Source organism: Streptomyces synnematoformans, assembly GCF_039531005.1.
Classification (GTDB): domain Bacteria; phylum Actinomycetota; class Actinomycetes; order Streptomycetales; family Streptomycetaceae; genus Streptomyces; species Streptomyces synnematoformans.
Genome location: NZ_BAAAPF010000141.1, coordinates 1 through 17,548, shown reverse-complemented (window position 1 = coordinate 17,548; position 17,548 = coordinate 1). Strand labels below are relative to the sequence as shown.

General features: G+C 73.9%; 16 protein-coding genes. 2 read left to right on the top strand and 14 right to left on the bottom strand.

The window, feature by feature from the left end; translation table 11 throughout:
- The 13 genes from secF to pgsA form a co-directional block, all read right to left on the bottom strand.
- Positions 1-1,060 (bottom strand): protein translocase subunit SecF (gene secF / locus ABD317_RS20520; RefSeq protein ID WP_344291411.1); only part of this gene is annotated, 1,060 nt, incomplete at its 3' end.
- A gap of 1 nt (position 1,061) precedes the next feature.
- The gene (gene secD / locus ABD317_RS20515) at positions 1,062-2,858 is read right to left on the bottom strand and encodes a protein translocase subunit SecD (protein WP_344291409.1); all 1,797 of its coding nucleotides are present in this window, start codon (positions 2,856-2,858) and stop codon (positions 1,062-1,064) included.
- A gap of 158 nt (positions 2,859-3,016) precedes the next feature.
- Positions 3,017-3,508 carry a preprotein translocase subunit YajC gene (gene yajC / locus ABD317_RS20510; RefSeq protein WP_344291408.1) on the bottom strand — a complete coding sequence of 164 codons (492 nt, stop codon included), beginning with the start codon at positions 3,506-3,508 and terminating at the stop codon, positions 3,017-3,019.
- A gap of 184 nt (positions 3,509-3,692) precedes the next feature.
- Entirely contained in the window at positions 3,693-4,736 is a 1,044-nt protein-coding gene (gene ruvB / locus ABD317_RS20505; RefSeq protein WP_027757219.1) for a Holliday junction branch migration DNA helicase RuvB, read from the bottom strand.
- 70 nt (positions 4,737-4,806) lie between these two features.
- Complete coding sequence (ruvA, locus tag ABD317_RS20500) at positions 4,807-5,430, bottom strand: Holliday junction branch migration protein RuvA (protein ID WP_344291407.1); 624 nt, start codon at positions 5,428-5,430, stop codon at positions 4,807-4,809.
- Entirely contained in the window at positions 5,427-5,978 is a 552-nt protein-coding gene (ruvC, locus tag ABD317_RS20495) for a crossover junction endodeoxyribonuclease RuvC (RefSeq protein ID WP_344291406.1), read from the bottom strand. Before ruvC ends, ruvA begins: the two co-directional genes overlap by 4 nt.
- 133 nt (positions 5,979-6,111) lie before the next feature.
- A complete protein-coding gene (locus tag ABD317_RS20490) occupies positions 6,112-6,864 on the bottom strand; it encodes a YebC/PmpR family DNA-binding transcriptional regulator (RefSeq protein ID WP_344291404.1) in 753 nt (250 codons plus the stop codon).
- 69 nt (positions 6,865-6,933) lie between these two features.
- Positions 6,934-7,524: a pyridoxal 5'-phosphate synthase glutaminase subunit PdxT gene (gene pdxT / locus ABD317_RS20485; protein WP_344291403.1), complete on the bottom strand. Its 591-nt coding sequence runs from the start codon at positions 7,522-7,524 to the stop codon at positions 6,934-6,936.
- A gap of 11 nt (positions 7,525-7,535) precedes the next feature.
- Positions 7,536-8,456: a pyridoxal 5'-phosphate synthase lyase subunit PdxS gene (gene pdxS, locus ABD317_RS20480; protein WP_344291401.1), complete on the bottom strand. Its 921-nt coding sequence runs from the start codon at positions 8,454-8,456 to the stop codon at positions 7,536-7,538.
- 180 nt (positions 8,457-8,636) lie between these two features.
- Positions 8,637-9,191, bottom strand: coding sequence for a membrane protein (locus ABD317_RS20475; protein WP_027757213.1), 555 nt, complete (start codon positions 9,189-9,191; stop codon positions 8,637-8,639).
- A gap of 3 nt (positions 9,192-9,194) precedes the next feature.
- Positions 9,195-10,364 carry a glycosyltransferase gene (locus ABD317_RS20470; RefSeq protein WP_027757212.1) on the bottom strand — a complete coding sequence of 390 codons (1,170 nt, stop codon included), beginning with the start codon at positions 10,362-10,364 and terminating at the stop codon, positions 9,195-9,197.
- Positions 10,361-11,236: a phosphatidylinositol mannoside acyltransferase gene (locus tag ABD317_RS20465; RefSeq protein ID WP_344291413.1), complete on the bottom strand. Its 876-nt coding sequence runs from the start codon at positions 11,234-11,236 to the stop codon at positions 10,361-10,363. The genes ABD317_RS20470 and ABD317_RS20465 overlap by 4 nt, the downstream gene beginning before the upstream one ends.
- 20 nt (positions 11,237-11,256) lie before the next feature.
- On the bottom strand, positions 11,257-11,982 hold the full coding sequence (gene pgsA / locus ABD317_RS20460; RefSeq protein ID WP_344291400.1) for a phosphatidylinositol phosphate synthase: 726 nt from the start codon (positions 11,980-11,982) through the stop codon (positions 11,257-11,259).
- A gap of 244 nt (positions 11,983-12,226) precedes the next feature.
- Between pgsA and ABD317_RS20455 the strand changes: the two genes are divergently transcribed.
- The gene (locus ABD317_RS20455; RefSeq protein ID WP_344291399.1) at positions 12,227-14,425 is read left to right on the top strand and encodes an elongation factor G-like protein EF-G2; all 2,199 of its coding nucleotides are present in this window, start codon (positions 12,227-12,229) and stop codon (positions 14,423-14,425) included.
- 139 nt (positions 14,426-14,564) lie between these two features.
- Complete coding sequence (locus tag ABD317_RS20450) at positions 14,565-16,178, top strand: hypothetical protein (RefSeq protein WP_344291412.1); 1,614 nt, start codon at positions 14,565-14,567, stop codon at positions 16,176-16,178.
- A gap of 33 nt (positions 16,179-16,211) precedes the next feature.
- Here ABD317_RS20450 and ABD317_RS20445 read toward each other — a convergent pair.
- Positions 16,212-17,548 (bottom strand): aminotransferase-like domain-containing protein (locus tag ABD317_RS20445; RefSeq protein WP_344291398.1); only part of this gene is annotated, 1,337 nt, incomplete at its 5' end.

Genomic DNA, 17,548 nt, shown 5'->3' with positions numbered 1-17,548 from the left:
CCGCCGGCTCGGCGTCCTCGTCGTCGGCGGCCGGGCCGCCGCGCTCGTCCTCGTGCCGGGCCGGCACCTTCTCGCCGCGGGCGGCGGCGCGGGCGTCGGCGGCGCGGCGGGCCGCCACCCGCTTGTTGTGCGCCTGTATGGCGGGGTCGCGCTCCTTGAAGTCGACCACCAGCGGGGTGGCGATGAAGATCGAGGAGTACGCGCCGGCCGCCAGGCCGACGAACAGGGACAGCGCGATGTCGTTGAGCATGCCGCCGCCGAGCACGCCGCCGCCGATGAACAGCAGGCCGGCGACCGGCAGCAGGGCCACGACGGAGGTGTTGATGGAGCGTACGAGCGTGCCGTTGAGGCTGCGGTTGGCGGCCTCGCGGTAGGTGAAGGCCGTCTGTTTGGTGATGCCCTTCGTGCTCTCCTTCAGGCCGTCGAAGACCACCACCGTGTCGTACAGCGAGTAACCGAGGATGGTCAGCAGGCCGATGACCGTGCCCGGGGTGACCTCGAAGCCGACGATCGTGTAGACGCCGACGGTGATCGTCAGGTCGTGGATCAGTGCGATGAGCGCCGCCATGGCCATGCGCCACTCGAAGGCGATGGCGAGATAGATCACCACGAGGACCATGAAGATCCCGAGGCCCTGCCACGCCTTGTTCGCGATGTGCTCGCCCCAGCTCGGGCCGACGAGCTGGTTGTTGATCCGCTGCTGGTCGACGCCCAGCTCCTCGGCGAGCGCCGCCCGGACCTCGTCGGCCTGCTGCGTCTCGACGCTGGCGACCTGGATCCGGAGCTTGTCGTTGCCCAGCTCCTGCACGATGGCCTGGTGCCCGGAGACCTCCTCGGCGACTTCCCGCGCCTCCTCGACCGAGGTCTGCGACGACGGGGTCGTGAAGACCGCGCCGCCCTCGAACTCGATGCCCATGTTCAGGCCGCGGATCATGAAGCCCGCGATCGCGATGATCGTGATGAGGACGGAGACGCCGTACCAGAGGAACCGCTTGCCGACGAAGTCGTAGCCGGCCTCACCGCGGTAGAGCCGGGCGCCGAGGCTGCCGAGGCGCGACATCTCAGACCTCCTTCGGGTTGACGGGGCCGGCGGCGGCGACGCGGCGCGGGCGGCCGCGCAGCGGTGGCCTGGCTCCCAGCCTGCGGGGATCGAGCCCGGACCACGGGTGTCCGTCGGCGAAGAAGCGCTTCCGGGCGAGGATGGTCATCACCGGCTTGGTGAAGAGGAAGACCACGACGACGTCGAGGAGGGTGGTCAGGCCCAGCGTGAAGGCGAAGCCCTGCACCTTGCCGACGGTGACGGAGAAGAGCACGGCCGCGGCAAGGAACGACACGAAGTCGGACACCAGGATGGTGCGCCGGGCCCGCGGCCAGCCGCGCTCCACCGCAGGGCGCAGGGTGCGGCCCTCGCGGATCTCGTCGCGGATGCGCTCGAAGTAGACGATGAACGAGTCGGCGGTGATGCCGATCGCGACGATCGCGCCGCAGACCGCCGGGAGGTTCAGCGCGAAGCCGATGCCGGGGCCGAGCAGCGACATGATCGTGTAGGTGAGGGCGCCGGAGACCATGAGGCTGACGACGGCCACCAGGGCCAGCCCGCGGTAGTACGCGACGAGGTAGATGATCACCAGCGCCAGCCCGACGGCGCCGGCGATGAGGCCGGCCTCCAGCTGCTGGTCGCCGAGCGCCGGCGAGACGGTGGTGACCTCGGACTCCTCGAAGGACAGCGGCAGCGCGCCGTACGACAGGACGTTGGCCAGTTCCTCGGCCGACTCCTGGTTGAAGCTGCCGGAGATCTGCGCCCGGCCGCCGGTGATGGACTCGTCGACCGAGGGGGCGGAGACGACCTCGCCGTCCAGCTCGATGGCGAACTGGTTGTTCGGCGGGGCCTGGGCGGCGAGCTTGCCGGTGACGTCGGCGAACTTGTCGGAGCCCTTGTCGCTGAACTCCAGCTGCACGATCCAGCCGGAGCCCTGCTGGGCGTCGTACGTGGCGGAGGCGTCGTCGACGTCCGTGCCCTCGACCTCGGCCGGGCCCAGCGCGTACTTGTACGCGCCGTCGGTGTCGCAGGCGACGACGGTGTCGGTCGGCTTGGCGTTCTCGCCGATCTTGGTCCGCTCCTCGGGGTCGGAGCAGTCCAGCCTGTCGAGCTTCTTCTGGACGTCGGCGGGGATCTGGCCGGTGGGCGCCTGCTCGGCCGGCGGCTGCGGCGTCTCGGCGGGCGGCGAGGAGGCGGGCGGGCTGGGCGAGTCGTCGGCCTGCGCGAGGCCCTCGGACAGGGCCCGGCCCTGCTCGGTGGCGTCGTCGCCGGGGCTCGCCTCGTCGGAGGCGGTCTCGGACGGGGAGGGCGAGCCGGAGGCGTCGTCGCCCTTGTCCTTGTCCTTGTCCCCGGAGCCCTTGTCCTTGTCGCCGGACTCGGAGGGGCTCGGCGACGGCGTGGGGGGCTCGTTCACCTCGTACGTCAGCACGGGGCGGAAGAACAGCCGCGCGGTGGTGCCCACCTGCTCCCGCGCCGTCTTCTGGTCGGTGCCCTTGGGGATGTTGACGATGATGTGCCGGTCGCCCTGGGTCTGGACTTCCGCCTCCTGCACACCGAGGCCGTTGACGCGGCGCTCGATGATGTTGACCGCGGTGTCCATGTTGGTGGAGTTGATCGCGTTCTCGCTGCCCGGCTGGGTCTTGGCCTCCAGCGTGATGCTGGTGCCGCCGGCGAGGTCGATGCCGAGGCGCGGGGTGGTCTGCCCGGAGAGGAACATCCCACCGGTGAGCGCGGCGATCGCGGTCAGGATGAGCAGCAGGGGTCGCCAGGGCCTGCCGTGCGATCCCTGGGACCTGCGGCCCGTTTTCGGTGCTGCCACCTTCTCGATTCTCCTGTCCAGACACCGCGCGGCGCGGCTCGTCGCGCGGTCACGAAGTGTAGCCCCGCGGTACCGCGAGGCGAAAAGTGACCGGTACCCCGTTCACCGCGGCCGGCGGCGCCTCCGCACGTGGCACGGGGCCGCCGCCGGGGCCGCGGTCACTTCGCGGCGGAGCCGCCGTTCTTCTTCCCGTCCTCGTCGGCGGCGTCCTCGCCGTCGGCGTCGGCGGTGGCGCCCTCGGCGTCCTCCCCCTTGCCGAGGTCGATCTTGTCCGCCTTCTCCTCGTCGTCCGCGTCGTCACCGTCGGCGGAGCCGGTCAGCGAGGAGGCGTCGTCGGGCGCGGTGATCTCCTCGTCGTCGAACTCCGGAGCGCCGTGCACGATGCGGTTGTACTCGGCGTCGTCCAGGACGGCGCCGACGGAGTTCTTCGCGTAGATCGCGTGCACTCCCGGGGCCACCTCCAGCAGGATGGTGTCCTCGTGGACCTCCTTGACCGTGGCGTACATGCCGCCGACGGTCCGCACGCCGCTGCCCGGCTGCAGTTGGTCCCGCATGCTCATCATCTGGCGCTGCTTGTTCTTTGCCGAGCGGGTCATCAGGAACATCGCCCCGATGAGCACGATGAACGGCAAGAGAATCGTGATATCCACGGTGTCCGGGTTTCCTTCGTATGACCGCGTTCGCCACGGCCTCGTTCTGGGGGGCGGGGGTGCCCTCCGTTGCGGAAGGCGTCGGCGGAGTCTAAGCGAGTTCCGCCGTGTGAACAACGCCCAGCATGCCACCCGGGTTCCGGTGGCGGCGGCCCCCGGGCCGTCCCGGCGGCCGCCGGGAGGCTCAGAAGGCGGTCTGCTGCATGCCGCCGCCGGGCTGCGGGGGGGTGAGGCCCAGGTGGGCCCAGGCCGCCGGGGTGGCGACGCGGCCGCGCGGGGTGCGGGCGAGCAGCCCTTCGCGGACGAGGAAGGGCTCGGCGACCTCCTCGACTGTCTCCCGCTCCTCCCCCACCGCCACGGCCAGCGTGGACAGCCCGACGGGGCCGCCGGAGAAGAGCTTGAGCAGGGCGCCGAGGACGGCGCGGTCGAGACGGTCGAGGCCGCGGTCGTCCACCTCGTAGACCTCCAGGCCGCGGGCGGCGATCTCGCGCGTGATCACGCCGTCGGCCTTGACCTGGGCGTAGTCCCGCACCCGGCGCAGCAGGCGGTTCGCGATCCGGGGTGTGCCGCGGGAGCGGCCGGCGATCTCGGCGGCGCCGGCGGCGTCGACCTCGACGTCGAGCAGGTGCGCGGAGCGGTGCAGGACGCGCTCCAGCTCGGCGGGCGCGTAGAACTCCATGTGGCCGGTGAAGCCGAAGCGGTCGCGGAGCGGCGGGGGCAGCAGCCCGGCCCGGGTGGTGGCGCCGACGAGGGTGAAGGGGGGCAGCTCCAGCGGGATGGCGGTGGCGCCGGGGCCCTTACCGACGACGACGTCGACGCGGAGGTCCTCCATCGCCATGTAGAGCATCTCCTCGGCGGGCCGGGACATGCGGTGCAGCTCGTCGAGGAAGAGCACCTCGCCCTCCTGGAGCGAGGAGAGGATCGCGGCCAGGTCGCCGGCGTGCTGGATGGCGGGGCCGGAGGTGATGCGGATGGGGGCGGCCATCTCGGCGGCGACGATCATCGCGAGGGTGGTCTTGCCCAGGCCCGGGGCGCCGGAGAGCAGCACGTGGTCGGCGGCGCCGCCGCGCTGGCGGGCGGCGCGCAGCACCAGGTCGAGCTGCTCGCGGACCCGCTCCTGGCCGACGAACTCGGCGAGGTCCTTCGGGCGCAGCGCGGTCTCCACCGCCCGGTCGTCGGCGTCGGCGGCCGAGTCCACCAGCCGCGGGTCGGCGTCCTCCCAGGTCATCGTGGATCCGTCCGTCGTGGTGGGGGTGCTTGTTCGGTGCGCGGTGCGCGGCGGGCGCCGGGCGGCGCCGTCATCGGGCGCGGTTCAGGGTCTGCAGGGCGGCGCGCAGCAGCTGCGGCAGCGGCGGGGGCGCGGCGCCGCTCTCCTCCGCCTGCGGGGCGACGGCGGTGACGGCCTCGTCGGCCTCGCGCGGCGCGTATCCCAGGCCGGTGAGCGCGGTGTGCAGCTGCTCGCGCCAGCCGGCGGCCGGGGCGGCGCCGGCCTCCCGGGCGGCGGGGCCGCCGCCGCCCAGCGGCTCGCCGAGCCGGTCCTTCAGCTCCAGCAGCAGCTTCTGCGCGCCCTTCTTGCCGATGCCGGGGACGGCGGTCAGCGGCTTCTCGTCGCCGGTGGAGACGGCGAGGCGGAGCGCGTCGGGGCTGTGCACGGCGAGCATGGCCTGGGCCAGCCGGGGGCCGACGCCGCTGGCGGTCTGCAGCAGCTCGAAGACCTGGCGCTCGTCGTCGTCGGCGAACCCGTAGAGGGTGAGGGAGTCCTCCCGGACGACGAGGGACGTGGCCAGCCGCGCGTCCGTGCCGACGCGCAGCCGGGACAGGGTGTCGGGCGTGCACTGCACGGCGATGCCGACGCCGCCGACCTCGATGACCGCGGCGTCGGGGGCGAGGGCGGCGACGGGGCCGCTGACGAAGGCGATCATGCGGGGCCTCTCCGGATCTCGCGGGCGGCGCGCGGCGGCGCGGCCGGCGCCCGCGCACGCCGCAGCCGGTCGTGCGCGGGGGCGCGCCACAGGTGGCAGATGGCCAGGGCCAGCGCGTCGGCGGCGTCGGCGGGCCGGGGCGGGGCGTCGAGCCGCAGCAGCCGGGTGACCATGGCACCGACCTGCGCCTTGTCCGCGCGTCCCGAGCCGGTGACGGCGGCCTTGACCTCGCTGGGGGTGTGCAGCGCGACGGGCAGGCCGCGGCGCGCGGCGCAGAGGATGGCGACGGCGCTGGCCTGGGCGGTGCCCATCACGGTGCGTACGTTGTGCTGGCTGAAGACGCGCTCCACGGCGACGGCGGCGGGCTCGTGCGCGTCGAGCCACTCCTCGACGCCGCGCTCGATGAGCAGCAGCCGCTCGGCGGTCGGGGCGCCGGAAGAGGTGCGCACGACGCCGGCGGCGACCATGCGCAGCGCCCGGCCCGGCGCCCCGTCGACGACGCCGACGCCGCACCGCGTCAGCCCCGGGTCCACTCCCAGCACCCGCACCGGCCCCCCTCTCGTCTGCGCGCGTACGTGTGTGCAGGCTACCGGCCGGCACCGACACCGCAGCCGAAGGGCCCGCGGGATGTCGCCGCCCCGCGGGCCCCGCCCGGCCGGCGCGCCGGCGTGCTCGTACGGCTCAGGCCGAGACCTGCTCCATGACCTCGTCGGAGACGTCGAAGTTGGCGAAGACGTTCTGCACGTCGTCGCTGTCCTCCAGGGCGTCGATGAGCCGGAAGATCTTCCGGGCCCCCTCCTCGTCCAGCTCCACCTGCATGGTGGGGACGAAGTTGGCCTCCGCGGAGTCGTAGTCGATCCCGGCGTCCTGCAGGGCGGTGCGGACCGCGACCATGTCGCCGGCCTCGCTGAGCACCTCGAAGGACTCCCCGAGGTCGTTGACCTCCTCGGCGCCGGCGTCCAGCACGGCGGCCAGCACGTCGTCCTCGCCCAGCTCGCCCTTGGGGACGATGACCACGCCCTTGCGGTGGAACAGGTACGCCACGGAGCCGGGGTCGGCCATGGAGCCGCCGTTGCGGGTCATGGCGACGCGGACGTCGGAGGCGGCGCGGTTGCGGTTGTCCGTCAGGCACTCGACGAGGACCGCCACGCCGTTGGGCCCGTAGCCCTCGTACATGATCGTCTCGTATTCGGCGCCGCCCGCTTCCAGACCCGCACCGCGCTTGACCGCACTGTCGATGTTCTTGTTCGGGACGGACTGCTTCTTTGCCTTCTGGATCGCGTCGTACAGCGTGGGATTGCCGTCCGGGTCGGGTCCCCCCTGCCGCGCCGCGACCTCGACGTTCTTGATCAGCTTGGCGAAGAGCTTTCCTCGCTTGGCATCGATCACGGCCTTCTTGTGCTTGGTGGTTGCCCACTTAGAGTGGCCGGACACAGCCCCGCTCCATTCCGCGTTCCGCGCATTCGACTACGACAACGAACTCGTCGATCCTACCGGTGGCGGTCATCCCGCCCGGCGCACCATATCGGCGAAGAGGGCGTGCACGCGGTGGTCGCCGGTCAGCTCGGGATGGAACGACGTCGCCAGCAGCGGGCCCTGCCGGACCGCGACGGCGTGCCCGTCGACCTCCGCCAGCCGCTCCACCCCGGCGCCGGTGGACTCCACCCACGGCGCCCGGATGAAGACGCCGTGCACGGGGCCGCCGGGGACGCCGGCCATGTCCAGCGGCACCTCGAACGACTCGTTCTGCCGCCCGAAGGCGTTGCGCCGCACGATCATGTCGATGCCGCCGACGGTCTCCTGGCCGGAGCGCGGGTCGAGGATCTTGTCGGCGAGCATGATCATGCCGGCGCAGGAGCCGTACGCGGGCATGCCCGCGCGCACCCGGGCGCGCAGCGGCTCCAGCAGGCCGAAGGCGACGGCCAGCTTGGACATCGTGGTGGACTCGCCACCGGGGACGACCAGGCCGGACACCTCCGCCAGCTCCGCCGGCCGGCGCACCGGCACCGCCCGCGCGCCGGCCGCGGCCAGGGCGGCCAGGTGCTCGCGCACGTCGCCCTGGAGGGCGAGCACGCCGATGACGGCGGTGTCCATACGGGCCGTCCTCACCAGCCCCGGCCGGCGTAGCGCTCGGAGTCGTCCAGGGTGTCGAGGTTGATGCCGACCATGGCCTCGCCGAGGTCGCGCGAGGCGTCCGCGACGACCTTCGGGTCGTCGTAGAAGGTGGCGGCCTTGACGATGGCGGAGGCGCGCCTGGCCGGGTCGCCGGACTTGAAGATGCCGGAGCCGACGAAGACGCCCTCGGCGCCGAGCTGCCGCATCAGCGCGGCGTCGGCGGGGGTGGCGACGCCGCCGGCGGAGAACAGCACGACGGGCAGCCTGCCGAGCCGCGCCACCTCGGCGACCAGCTCGTACGGGGCGCGCAGCTCCTTGGCCGCGGCGTACAGCTCGTGGTTGTCGAGGCCGCGCAGGGCGCCGATCTCGTTCTTGATCTGGCGCAGGTGGCGGACGGCCTCGACGACGTTCCCGGTGCCGGCCTCGCCCTTGGAGCGGATCATCGCGGCGCCCTCGGCGATCCGGCGCAGGGCCTCGCCCAGGTTGGTGGCGCCGCAGACGAAGGGGGTGGTGAAGGCCCACTTGTCGGAGTGGTTGACCTCGTCGGCGGGGGTGAGCACCTCGGACTCGTCGATGTAGTCCACGTCGAGCGCCTGCAGGACCTGGGCCTCGACGAAGTGGCCGATGCGGGACTTGGCCATCACGGGGATGGAGACGGCCTCGATGATGCCCTCGATCATGTCGGGGTCCGACATGCGCGCCACGCCGCCGTCCTTGCGGATGTCGGCGGGGACCCGCTCCAGGGCCATGACCGCGACGGCGCCCGCGTCCTCGGCGACCTTCGCCTGCTCGGGCGTGACGACGTCCATGATCACGCCGCCCTTGAGCTGCTCGGCCATGCCGCGCTTGACGCGGGCGGTGCCGGTCTCGGGAGCCGAGGGCTGGGGGGCGGAGCTGGGCGTGCTGGACACGGTGGAACCTCGCTGGGGTGAAGGGGTGCGGTGTGGACGTATACGCGACGCGGGGTGCGGTATCTCTATCGTAAACACGTTCGGACCGCGGCCCGAGCGCGCGCCACCGTCAAGGAAACCCCAGGCGGGAGGGGCCGGGAAAGAGCCAATCGCAAGGCTGTGGCCGTCGCGCCCGGCGGGTCAGGCCGCGGGGGCGCGGTCGGTCAGCGCCGGCGGCGGCTCGTCGTCCATCTCGACCGCCAGCGGGAACGGCGCGTGCCCGGCCAGCCGGAACCAGCGCACCTTGCGGTGCCGCCGCAGCGCCCGCGCCGCCCGTACGGCGTCGTTGTGGAAGCGCCGCGCCATCGGCACCCGCCGCGCGGCCTCCGCCAGCTCGTGCACGGCCTCCTCGCCGCCCGGCGCCCCGCGCACCGCCTCCACCTGCTCCGGCGCCTCGAACACCGCCCGCAGGGCCTGGCTCAGCTCGCTCTCGGCGACCTCGCGCTGGTCCTCCTCCGCCTGCCGGGCGGCGTGCGCGGCCTCGTAGAGCACGATCGAGGCGGCCGGGTCGAGCAGGCCGCTGGTGGCCAGCTCCTGCGCCACCGAGGCGCGCCGGAGCAGCTGGGCGTCGAGGGCCGCCTTGGTGGCGTCGATACGGGTGTGCAGCCGGTCGAGCCGGCCGGCGGTCCAGCTCAGGTAGACGCCGACCAGGCAGAGCGCGACCGCGACGAGAAGGAGCGTCAGCGGGGTCGTCACGGGTCACGCCTCCCGGTCGCGGGCGGGGCCGAAGCGGGCCCAGCGGCCGGCGCGCTCGTCCTCCGCGACCGACGCGGCGCCCTGCGTCACCGTCTCGTACACCGCGAGGATGTCCGCGCCGACCGTCGACCAGTCGAACCGCTGCACGTGCCGGCTGCCGCGCCGGCGCAGCCCGGCCCGGCGGGCGTCGTCCAGCAGCAGCCCCGCCGCCCGCTCGGCCAGGTCCCCGGCGTCCTCGCGGGCGAAGACCTCCCCGGCCGTGCCGCCGTCCAGCACCTGGACGAACGCGTCGAGGTCGGCGGCGAGCACCGGCGCACCGGCCGACATCGCCTCGACGAGGATGATCCCAAACGACTCGCCGCCGGTGTTCGGCGCGACGTACAGGTCGACGCTGCGCAGCAGCCGCGCCTTGTCCTCGTCGTCGACCATCCCCAGGAACTCCACCCGCTCCCGCACCCCGGGCGCCAGGTGCGCGGCCACCTCCGCCGGGTCGCCGCGCCCGGCGACCAGCAGGCGGGCGTCCGGCACCCGCTCCAGGATCCGCGGGAACGCCTCCATCAGCACCGGCAGCCCCTTGCGCGGCTCGTCGATGCGGCCGATGAACCCCAGCGTGCGGCCCTGCCACTCGGCCTTCGGCTCGGCCCCGGCGAAGAAGCCCACGTCGACGCCGTTGGGGATGACGACGGCGTCGCCGCCCAGGTGCTCCACGACCGTGCGGCGCGCGTACTCGCTGACCGCGATCCGGGCGCTGATCTTCTCCAGCGCCGACTGCAGGATCGGGTACGCGGCGATCATGCCGCGGGAGCGCGGGTTGGACATGTGGAACGTGGCCACGATCGGCCCCTTCGCCGCCCAGCAGGCCAGCAGCGCGAGCGACGGGGCGGCCGGCTCGTGGATGTGCAGCACGTCGAAGTCGCCGTCGCGCACCCAGCGGCGCACCCGGGCGGCGGACAGGAAGCCGAAGTTGATGCGCGCCACGGATCCGTTGTACGGCACGGGGACGGCCCGGCCGGCCCAGACGACGTAGCCGGGCAGCGGCGTGTCGTCGTCCGCGGGCGCCAGGACGGAGACCTCGTGGCCGGCGGCGCGCAGGTGCTCGGTCAGGTCGCGTACGTGGAACTGCACCCCTCCGGGCGTCTCCCACGAGTACGGACAGACGATCCCGACCCTCACCGCGGCGCCCCGCCCGCGAGGTCGTCCAGCCAGAAGCGCTGCAGCATGTGCCAGTCCTGCGGGTGCCCGGCGATGCCGGCGGCGAAGTCGTCGGCCATGGCCTGCGTCATGGCGGCGGTCTTCGCGGCGCGGGTGCCGCCGGCGGGCACCTCCACCGGCGGGTGCACCCTGCCCTGCAGCACGGGCGAGTCGTCGTACCAGAGCGTGACGGGCAGCAGCAGCGCGCCGGTCTGCTGGGCGAGCAGCGCGGGGCCGGCGGGCATGCGCGCGGCGGCGCCGAAGAAGTCGACCTCGACGCCGGCGGCGGACAGGTCGCGGTCGGCTACCAGGCAGACCAGCCCGCCGTCGCGCAGCCGCCGGGCGAGGGTGCCGAAGGCGCTCGCGCCGCCGTGCGCCAGGACCTCCATGCCCAGGCTCTCGCGGTACGCGACGAAGCGGTCGTACAGCGACTCCGGCTTCAGCCGCTCCTGCACGGTGGTGAAGGGCACGCCGAGCTTGGTGGTGACCCAGGCGCCGGCCAGGTCCCAGTTGCCCATGTGCGGCAGCGCGAGGATCACGCCGGTGTCGCCGGCGAGGCCGTCCTCCAGCCGGTGCACGTCCTTGGGGTCGAAGCCCTCCCGGATGCGCTGCCGGCTCCAGGCGGGCAGCCGGAAGGACTCCATCCAGTAGCGCATGTACGAGCGCATCCCGGCCCGGGTGAGCGCGGCCAGCCGCTCGGGCCCGGCGTCCGGGACCACGCGGGCGAGGTTCGACCTCAGCCGCCGTACGCCCTTGCCGTCGCGCCGCCAGGCGGTGTCGGCGATGCGCCTGCCGAGGGCGGCGGCGGCGGGCTCGGGCAGCCGTTTCACGGCCGCCCAGCCCAGGCCGTACATCCCGTCGGTCAGGCGCTCCCTCACGCGCGGTCCTGGTCCGCGGGCGCGCCTGCGTCTGCCGAGGGCGGCCGCGGCGGGCCGCCGCGCGGCGCGGGCGGCGGCAGCGGGTCCTCGGCGTCCTTCTCGGCGGCCTCCCGGTGGACGGTCACCATCCGCTGGAAGAGCGTGACGGCGCTGCCCGCGGCGACCGCCCACAGCGCGATGGGCAGCAGGATGCCGATGTGCGGGATGCCGAAGGCGCGCTCCATGCCCGCGAAGCCGGCGAGGACCAGGGTGATCACCAGCCGGTCGGCCCGCTCCATCAGGCCGTTGACCTTCACCGGCAGCCCGATGCTCTCGCCGCGCGCCTTGGTGTACGACACCACCTGGCCGCCGGCCAGGCAGAAGATCGCCACCGCGCACATCATCAGGTCGTCGCCGTCGCCCGCGTACCACAGCGCGATGCCGCCGAAGACGGCGGAGTCCGCCGCCCGGTCGAGCGTCGAGTCCAGGAAGGCGCCCCAGCGGCTGGAGCGGCCGGACTCGCGGGCCATGGTGCCGTCGATCAGGTCGGAGAAGACGAAGAAGGTGATGATCAGCGTGCCCCAGAAGAACTCCCCGCGGGGGAAGAAGGCCAGTGCGCCCGCCATCACGCCGAGTGTCCCCACGAAGGTGACGGTGTCCGGGCTCACGCCGCGGCGCAGGAGCATCAGGGCGAGGGGTTTGAAGACACGCGTGAAGATCGCACGCGCGTACTTGTTCAGCATGGCCGTCCCAGGGTTGCCGGTCGGCGGGCCCCGCGGCAGGCCGGGGGCTCGTCGGTGGAAGTCGCTCAACGTAGCGCAGCCATCGTAGCCAGCACCCGGACGGGCCCGCGCGGGCCGTGCGCCGGGCCGTACGCGGGGTGGGGCCGGGCCCGTACGGCCGTACGAAGCCGTCCGTGCTATGGACGGGGTCTGGCCACGGTGCAAAGCTCGAATGCACCGCACGTGTCAGACGGAGGCGAGACACATGGGTGACAAGGCGAACGCACACCCCGGGGCCGCCGGCAGGGCAGCGGCGGCCGCCCGGCCCTCCGACATTCGGAACGTGGTGCTGGTCGGCCATAGCGGATCCGGGAAGACGACGCTGGTGGAGGCGCTGGCGCTGACGACGAGGGCCGTCAGCCGGGCGGGCCGGGTCGAGGACGGCGGCTGCGTGTCCGACTACGACGAGATCGAGCACCGCCAGCAACGCTCGGTACAGCTCTCGCTGGTCCCGGTCGAGTGGGACGGCATCAAGATCAATCTACTGGACACCCCCGGCTACGCCGATTTCGTCGGGGAACTGCGGGCCGGTCTGCGGGCAGCGGACGCGGCCCTTTTCGTCGTCTCGGCCGCGGACGGCGTCGACGGCGCGACCCGGATGCTCTGGGAGGAGTGCGCGGCGGTCAGGATGCCGCGCGCGATCGTCGTCACGCACCTGGACGCGGCCAGCGCCGACTTCGACCAGATGACGCGGACCTGCCGGGACGCCTTCGGCGGCGACGACCCCGACGCCGTGCTGCCGCTGTACCTGCCGCTGCTCGGGGAGCCGGGCGCGGACGGCCACGCGCCCGTACACGGGCTGATCGGGCTGCTCACCCAGCGTGTCTTCGACTACTCCTCGGGCGCCCGCAAGGACCGCGCGCCCGGGGAGGACGAGCTGCCGCTGATCGAGGAGGCACGCAACCGGCTCATCGAGGGGATCATCTCCGAGAGCGAGGACGAATCCCTCATGGACCGCTACCTCGGCGGCGAGGACGTCGAGGTCAAGACGCTCGTGCAGGACCTGGAGAAGGCCGTCGCACGCGGGGTGTTCCACCCGGTGCTGGCCGCCGCGCCCGCCGCCGACGGCGGCACCCAGGGGCTGGGCACCGTGGAGCTGCTGGAGCTGGTCACCGGCGGCTTCCCCACCCCGCTGGAGCGGGAGATCCCGGGCGTCACCAGCGTGCGCGGCGCCGCGCGGGCGGAGCTGGCCTGCGACCCGGACGGGCCGCTGGCCGCCGAGGTCGTCCGGACCTCCTCGGACCCGTACATCGGCAGGCTGTCGCTGCTGCGGGTCTTCTCCGGCACCCTGCGCCCCGACCAGACGGTGCACGTCTCGGGGCACGGCATGGCGGACCGCGGGCACGAGGACCACGACACGGACGAGCGGATCGGCTCGCTCACCGCCCCCTTCGGCAAGGCCCAGCGCCCGCTGGCGGCGGCGATCGCGGGCGACATCGCCTGCGTCGGCAAGCTGAACGGCGCGGAGACCGGCGACACCGTCTCGGCCAAGGACGACCCGCTGCTGATGGCGCCCTGGGCGATGCCCGACCCGCTGCTGCCGGTGGCCATCGAGGCGCACACCAAGCAGGACGAGGACAAGCTGTCGCAGGGCCTGGCGCGGCTGTGCGCCGAGGACCCGACGATGCGGCTGGAGCAGAACGCGTCCACCCGGCAGCTGGTGCTGTGGTGCCTGGGCGAGGCGCACCGCGACGTGGCGCTGGAGCGGCTGCGCACCCGGTACGGCGTGCAGGTCGACCCGGTGGACCACAGGGTCTCGCTGCGCGAGACGTTCTCGGGCCGGTCCGCGGCGCGCGGGCGGCACGTGAAGCAGTCCGGCGGCCACGGGCAGTACGCCATCTGCGACATCGAGGTCGAGCCGCTGCCGGAGGGCTCGGGCATCGAGTTCGTGGACAAGGTGGTCGGCGGCGCGGTGCCGCGGCAGTTCATCCCCTCGGTGGAGAAGGGCGTACGCGCTCAGGCCGCGAAGGGCGTGGCCACCGGCTACCCGCTGGTCGACGTGCGGGTCACGCTCGTCGACGGCAAGGCGCACTCGGTGGACTCCTCCGACGCCGCCTTCCAGACGGCGGGCGCGCTGGCGCTGCGGGAGGCCGCGGCGCAGGTGCAGATCCACCTGCTGGAGCCGGTCGCCGAGATCAGCGTGCTGGTCGCGGACGAGTACGTGGGCCCGGTGATGAGCGACCTGTCCGGGCGGCGCGGCCGCGTGGTCGGCACCGAGCAGGCGGGCGGCGGGCGCACGCTCGTACGCGCCGAGGTGCCGGAGTTCGAGATCGGCAGGTACGCCGTGGACCTGCGCTCGCTGTCGCACGGCACCGGCCGGTTCGACCGGACGTACGCCCGGCACGAGCCGATGCCGCAGCAGTTGGCGGCGAAGATCCGTGATCGCCAGGCCCGCGACGGTTGACCGCGGCTAGGCTGGGGCAGTAGGTGGTCGGGCCCGCCGCCCGCGGGCCCGGCCCCATCACCGGGGCGGACGCGCGGCGTTGGGGGCGGAAGTGGCAGGTTCAGAGGGACCGGAGTTCGACTTCACCCCCCGCGCGCAGGTGCCGCTCTCCGGCGCCCAGGGGCAGACGGCCGCGACGCACGCGCTGGCCTCCATGGCGTACCGCGACAGCTCCGTCGACAAGCTGATCGACGCCAACAGCGACTGGGCCAAGTCGGACTTCAAGAAGGGCAGGCTCTCGCTCTTCGAGCCGAACCTGGGCGAGGCGTTCGCGCGCGCGGTCACCCAGCGCATGCTCGCCGACGGCCGCAAGCCGCTCATCCAGTCGTTCGGCATGGAGCCGCAGGCGGTGCTGGAGCACTGCCTGGCGGCCAACCGCTACCGCAAGGAGCGCGACACCCGGCTGACCGTGGTGACGGGCGTCTTCGGGCTGCTGTTCCTGCCCGGGGTGCTGGTCTGGCTCGGCGCCTTCCAGCTCCGCCGCACCCTCGCCGGCGCGTCGGACAAGCGCGTCGGCGCCGTGGGGTACGTGCTGCTGGGCATCCTCGGCCTTGCCGCGATCTACCTGTTCCTCACGGCGCCGCTGGGCGGCCTGCTCGGCGTCTATCTGCGCGGGCTGCTGATCGCGCCGATCATCGGCTGGTTCTGGGCGAGCCGGATCTGCGAGAAGTACGCCAAGGGGCTGCACGAGCACTGGACGGCGCTGCTCGCCGGCGGCGGCCTCGGCGCCAAGATCCCGGAGGCGGTGCCGAGCAACCCCGGCGAGGCCAGCGCGGAACGGCTGCGGCTGGGCCTGGCCAAGCTGTCGGCGGAGCAGCACAGCAACGTCGTCTTCTACGCCGGCCCCAAGGGGATACTCGGCATGGGCACCCGCTGGGGCGCCTGGCACCTCGCCGAGGACCTCAAGCCGAAGGAGTCGGGCGGCGAGATCCACCCGTTCCGCAGCTGGGACGTCGTCAAGGCGGTGCACGACCAGCTGCGCATGCTGGAGCGCACCCCGCTGCACACCGGCGGCTTCCCGGCGCCCGCGATAAAGCACTGGATCGTCGCGCCGATAGGCGAGGGCGCGGGCGAGGTCGCCCGGCCCGGCGGCACGGTCGTCGACGGCTATTCCGTACGGGACTTCGAGGTCCAGCGGATCTGCAACGAGCAGCAGTTCGGCGCGGGCAACCGGCACTATCTGGGCGTGCAGTTCACGCTCTGGGACGGCCAGTTGGTCATCACCATGATGATCTCGGTGACCGTGCTGCACGAGACGCTGCGCATCGAGGTCACGGGGCACGCGCTGGGCCCGGTGCACCCGCTGTTCACCAGCAAGCCCGGCCGCCCGAGCAAGACGGTCAGCGGCATGAAGTTCTGGGAGACCAGGGAGAAGCCGCTGCCGCTCGTGCCCTCCCGCGAGGTGGTGCGGCTGGCCGCCCGTGCGCCGTTCACCTGGTATCCGCCGCTCCTCGACGACCTCGGCGGCAAGCTGAAGCTCCCCGAACCCTTCGGGCTGCGGCACGTGTGGGCGGACAAGATGTGGCGGCACCGCTTCATGGCCGACGACGTGCTGCGCGCGGCACCGCCGGTGCTGCGCGTGGTCCACGCGGCCGCGCTGCGGGTGCTGGAGGAGAACAACGTGGACACGACGAGCTTCGCCGGCCGGTCGCTGGCTCTCAGCGGGATGGTGCAGAGCGCGGAGCCGCGGCAGGCGGACGTGTACAACGCCTGACGCGGGCGGCGCGGGCCGGCCGCCGCGGCCCGGTCAGACCGTCATGCCGCCGAGGGCCGCGGGCACCGCCGGGCGGACGCCGCCGTCGTACGCCGTCCAGGCCGCGGCCAGCCGCTCGACGGCCTCGGTGAGCACGTCCGGCGGGGCGCAGAAGTGCAGCCGCAGGTACGGGCCGCTGCCCCCGGCGGCGTCCACGCAGGCACCGGGCAGGACCGCGACCCCGTGCCGGAGCGCCACCTGCGCGAAGGCCACCCCGTCCCCGTACGGCAGCCGCAGCCACACCGTCTGCCCGCCGCGCACCGGCGGGCAGTCCCACGAGGGCAGCAGCCGGGCCAGCTCGGCGCGCAGGTGCTCGTGGGCCCGGCGCAGCTCCGCGCGGCGCCGGGCGAGCAGCGGCCCGTACGCCGCCAGCAGCGAGACGGCGGCGAGCTGGGCGGGTACGTCGGTGCCGAGGTCGTGCACGGCCTTCAGCCGGGCGAGCCGGGTGACCACCCCGGCGGGCGCGCGCACCCAGCCGATGCGCAGCCCGCCCCACACCACCTTGCTGAGCGAGCCGACGCTGATCACCTCGGCGCCGCTGTCCGCGCAGCCGGCCAGCGCCGGCGGCGGCGCGCCGTCGAACGCCAGGTCCGCCACCACCTCGTCGTCCACCAGCGGCACGCCGAAGCGCCCGGCCGCCGCCGCCAGCCGCCGCCCGCGCAGCGGGGGCAGCACGGCGGCGGTGGGGTTCTGGTGCACGGAGCCGACGTACGCCAGCGCCGGCCGGTGCTCCGCCAGCAGCCGCACCGCCGCGTCCACGTCGATCCCGTGCGCCCCCACGGGCACCGGCCGCAGCACCGCGGCGGCCTCCCGGAACAGGTCGAGCGCCCCCGGATACGCCGGCGCCTCGACCAGCACCGGGTCGCCGGGGCCGACGAACAGCCGGGTCAGCAGCGCCAGCGCCTGCTGGCCGCCGGTGGTGACGAGGATCTGCCCCGGCTCGGTGGGGACGCCGCGCTCGGCGTAGCGGGCGGCGACCGCGGCGCGCAGGGCGGGCAGCCCGGCGGGGTGGTAGCCGAGGCCGGTGGCGGGCAGGGCCAGGTCGCGGTACGCCCGGACCAGCTCGGGCGGCGGGCCGTCCGGGGCGGCGCAGCTCAGCAGGATCACGCCGTCGGCCGGCTCCAGCAGGTTGAGGAAGAGCGGGTTCGCGGTCTCCGCCGCCCGCCCCGGCACGAGCGCCGCCTCCGCGACGCGCGTGCCGCTCCCCTGCCGCCGTACGACCCGGCCCTCCTGGCGCAGCACGCCGTACGCCGCGACGACCGTCGTCCGCCCCACGGCCAGCGCCGCCGCGAGCGCCCGCCCCGGCGGCAGCGCCGCGCCGGGGCGCAGCC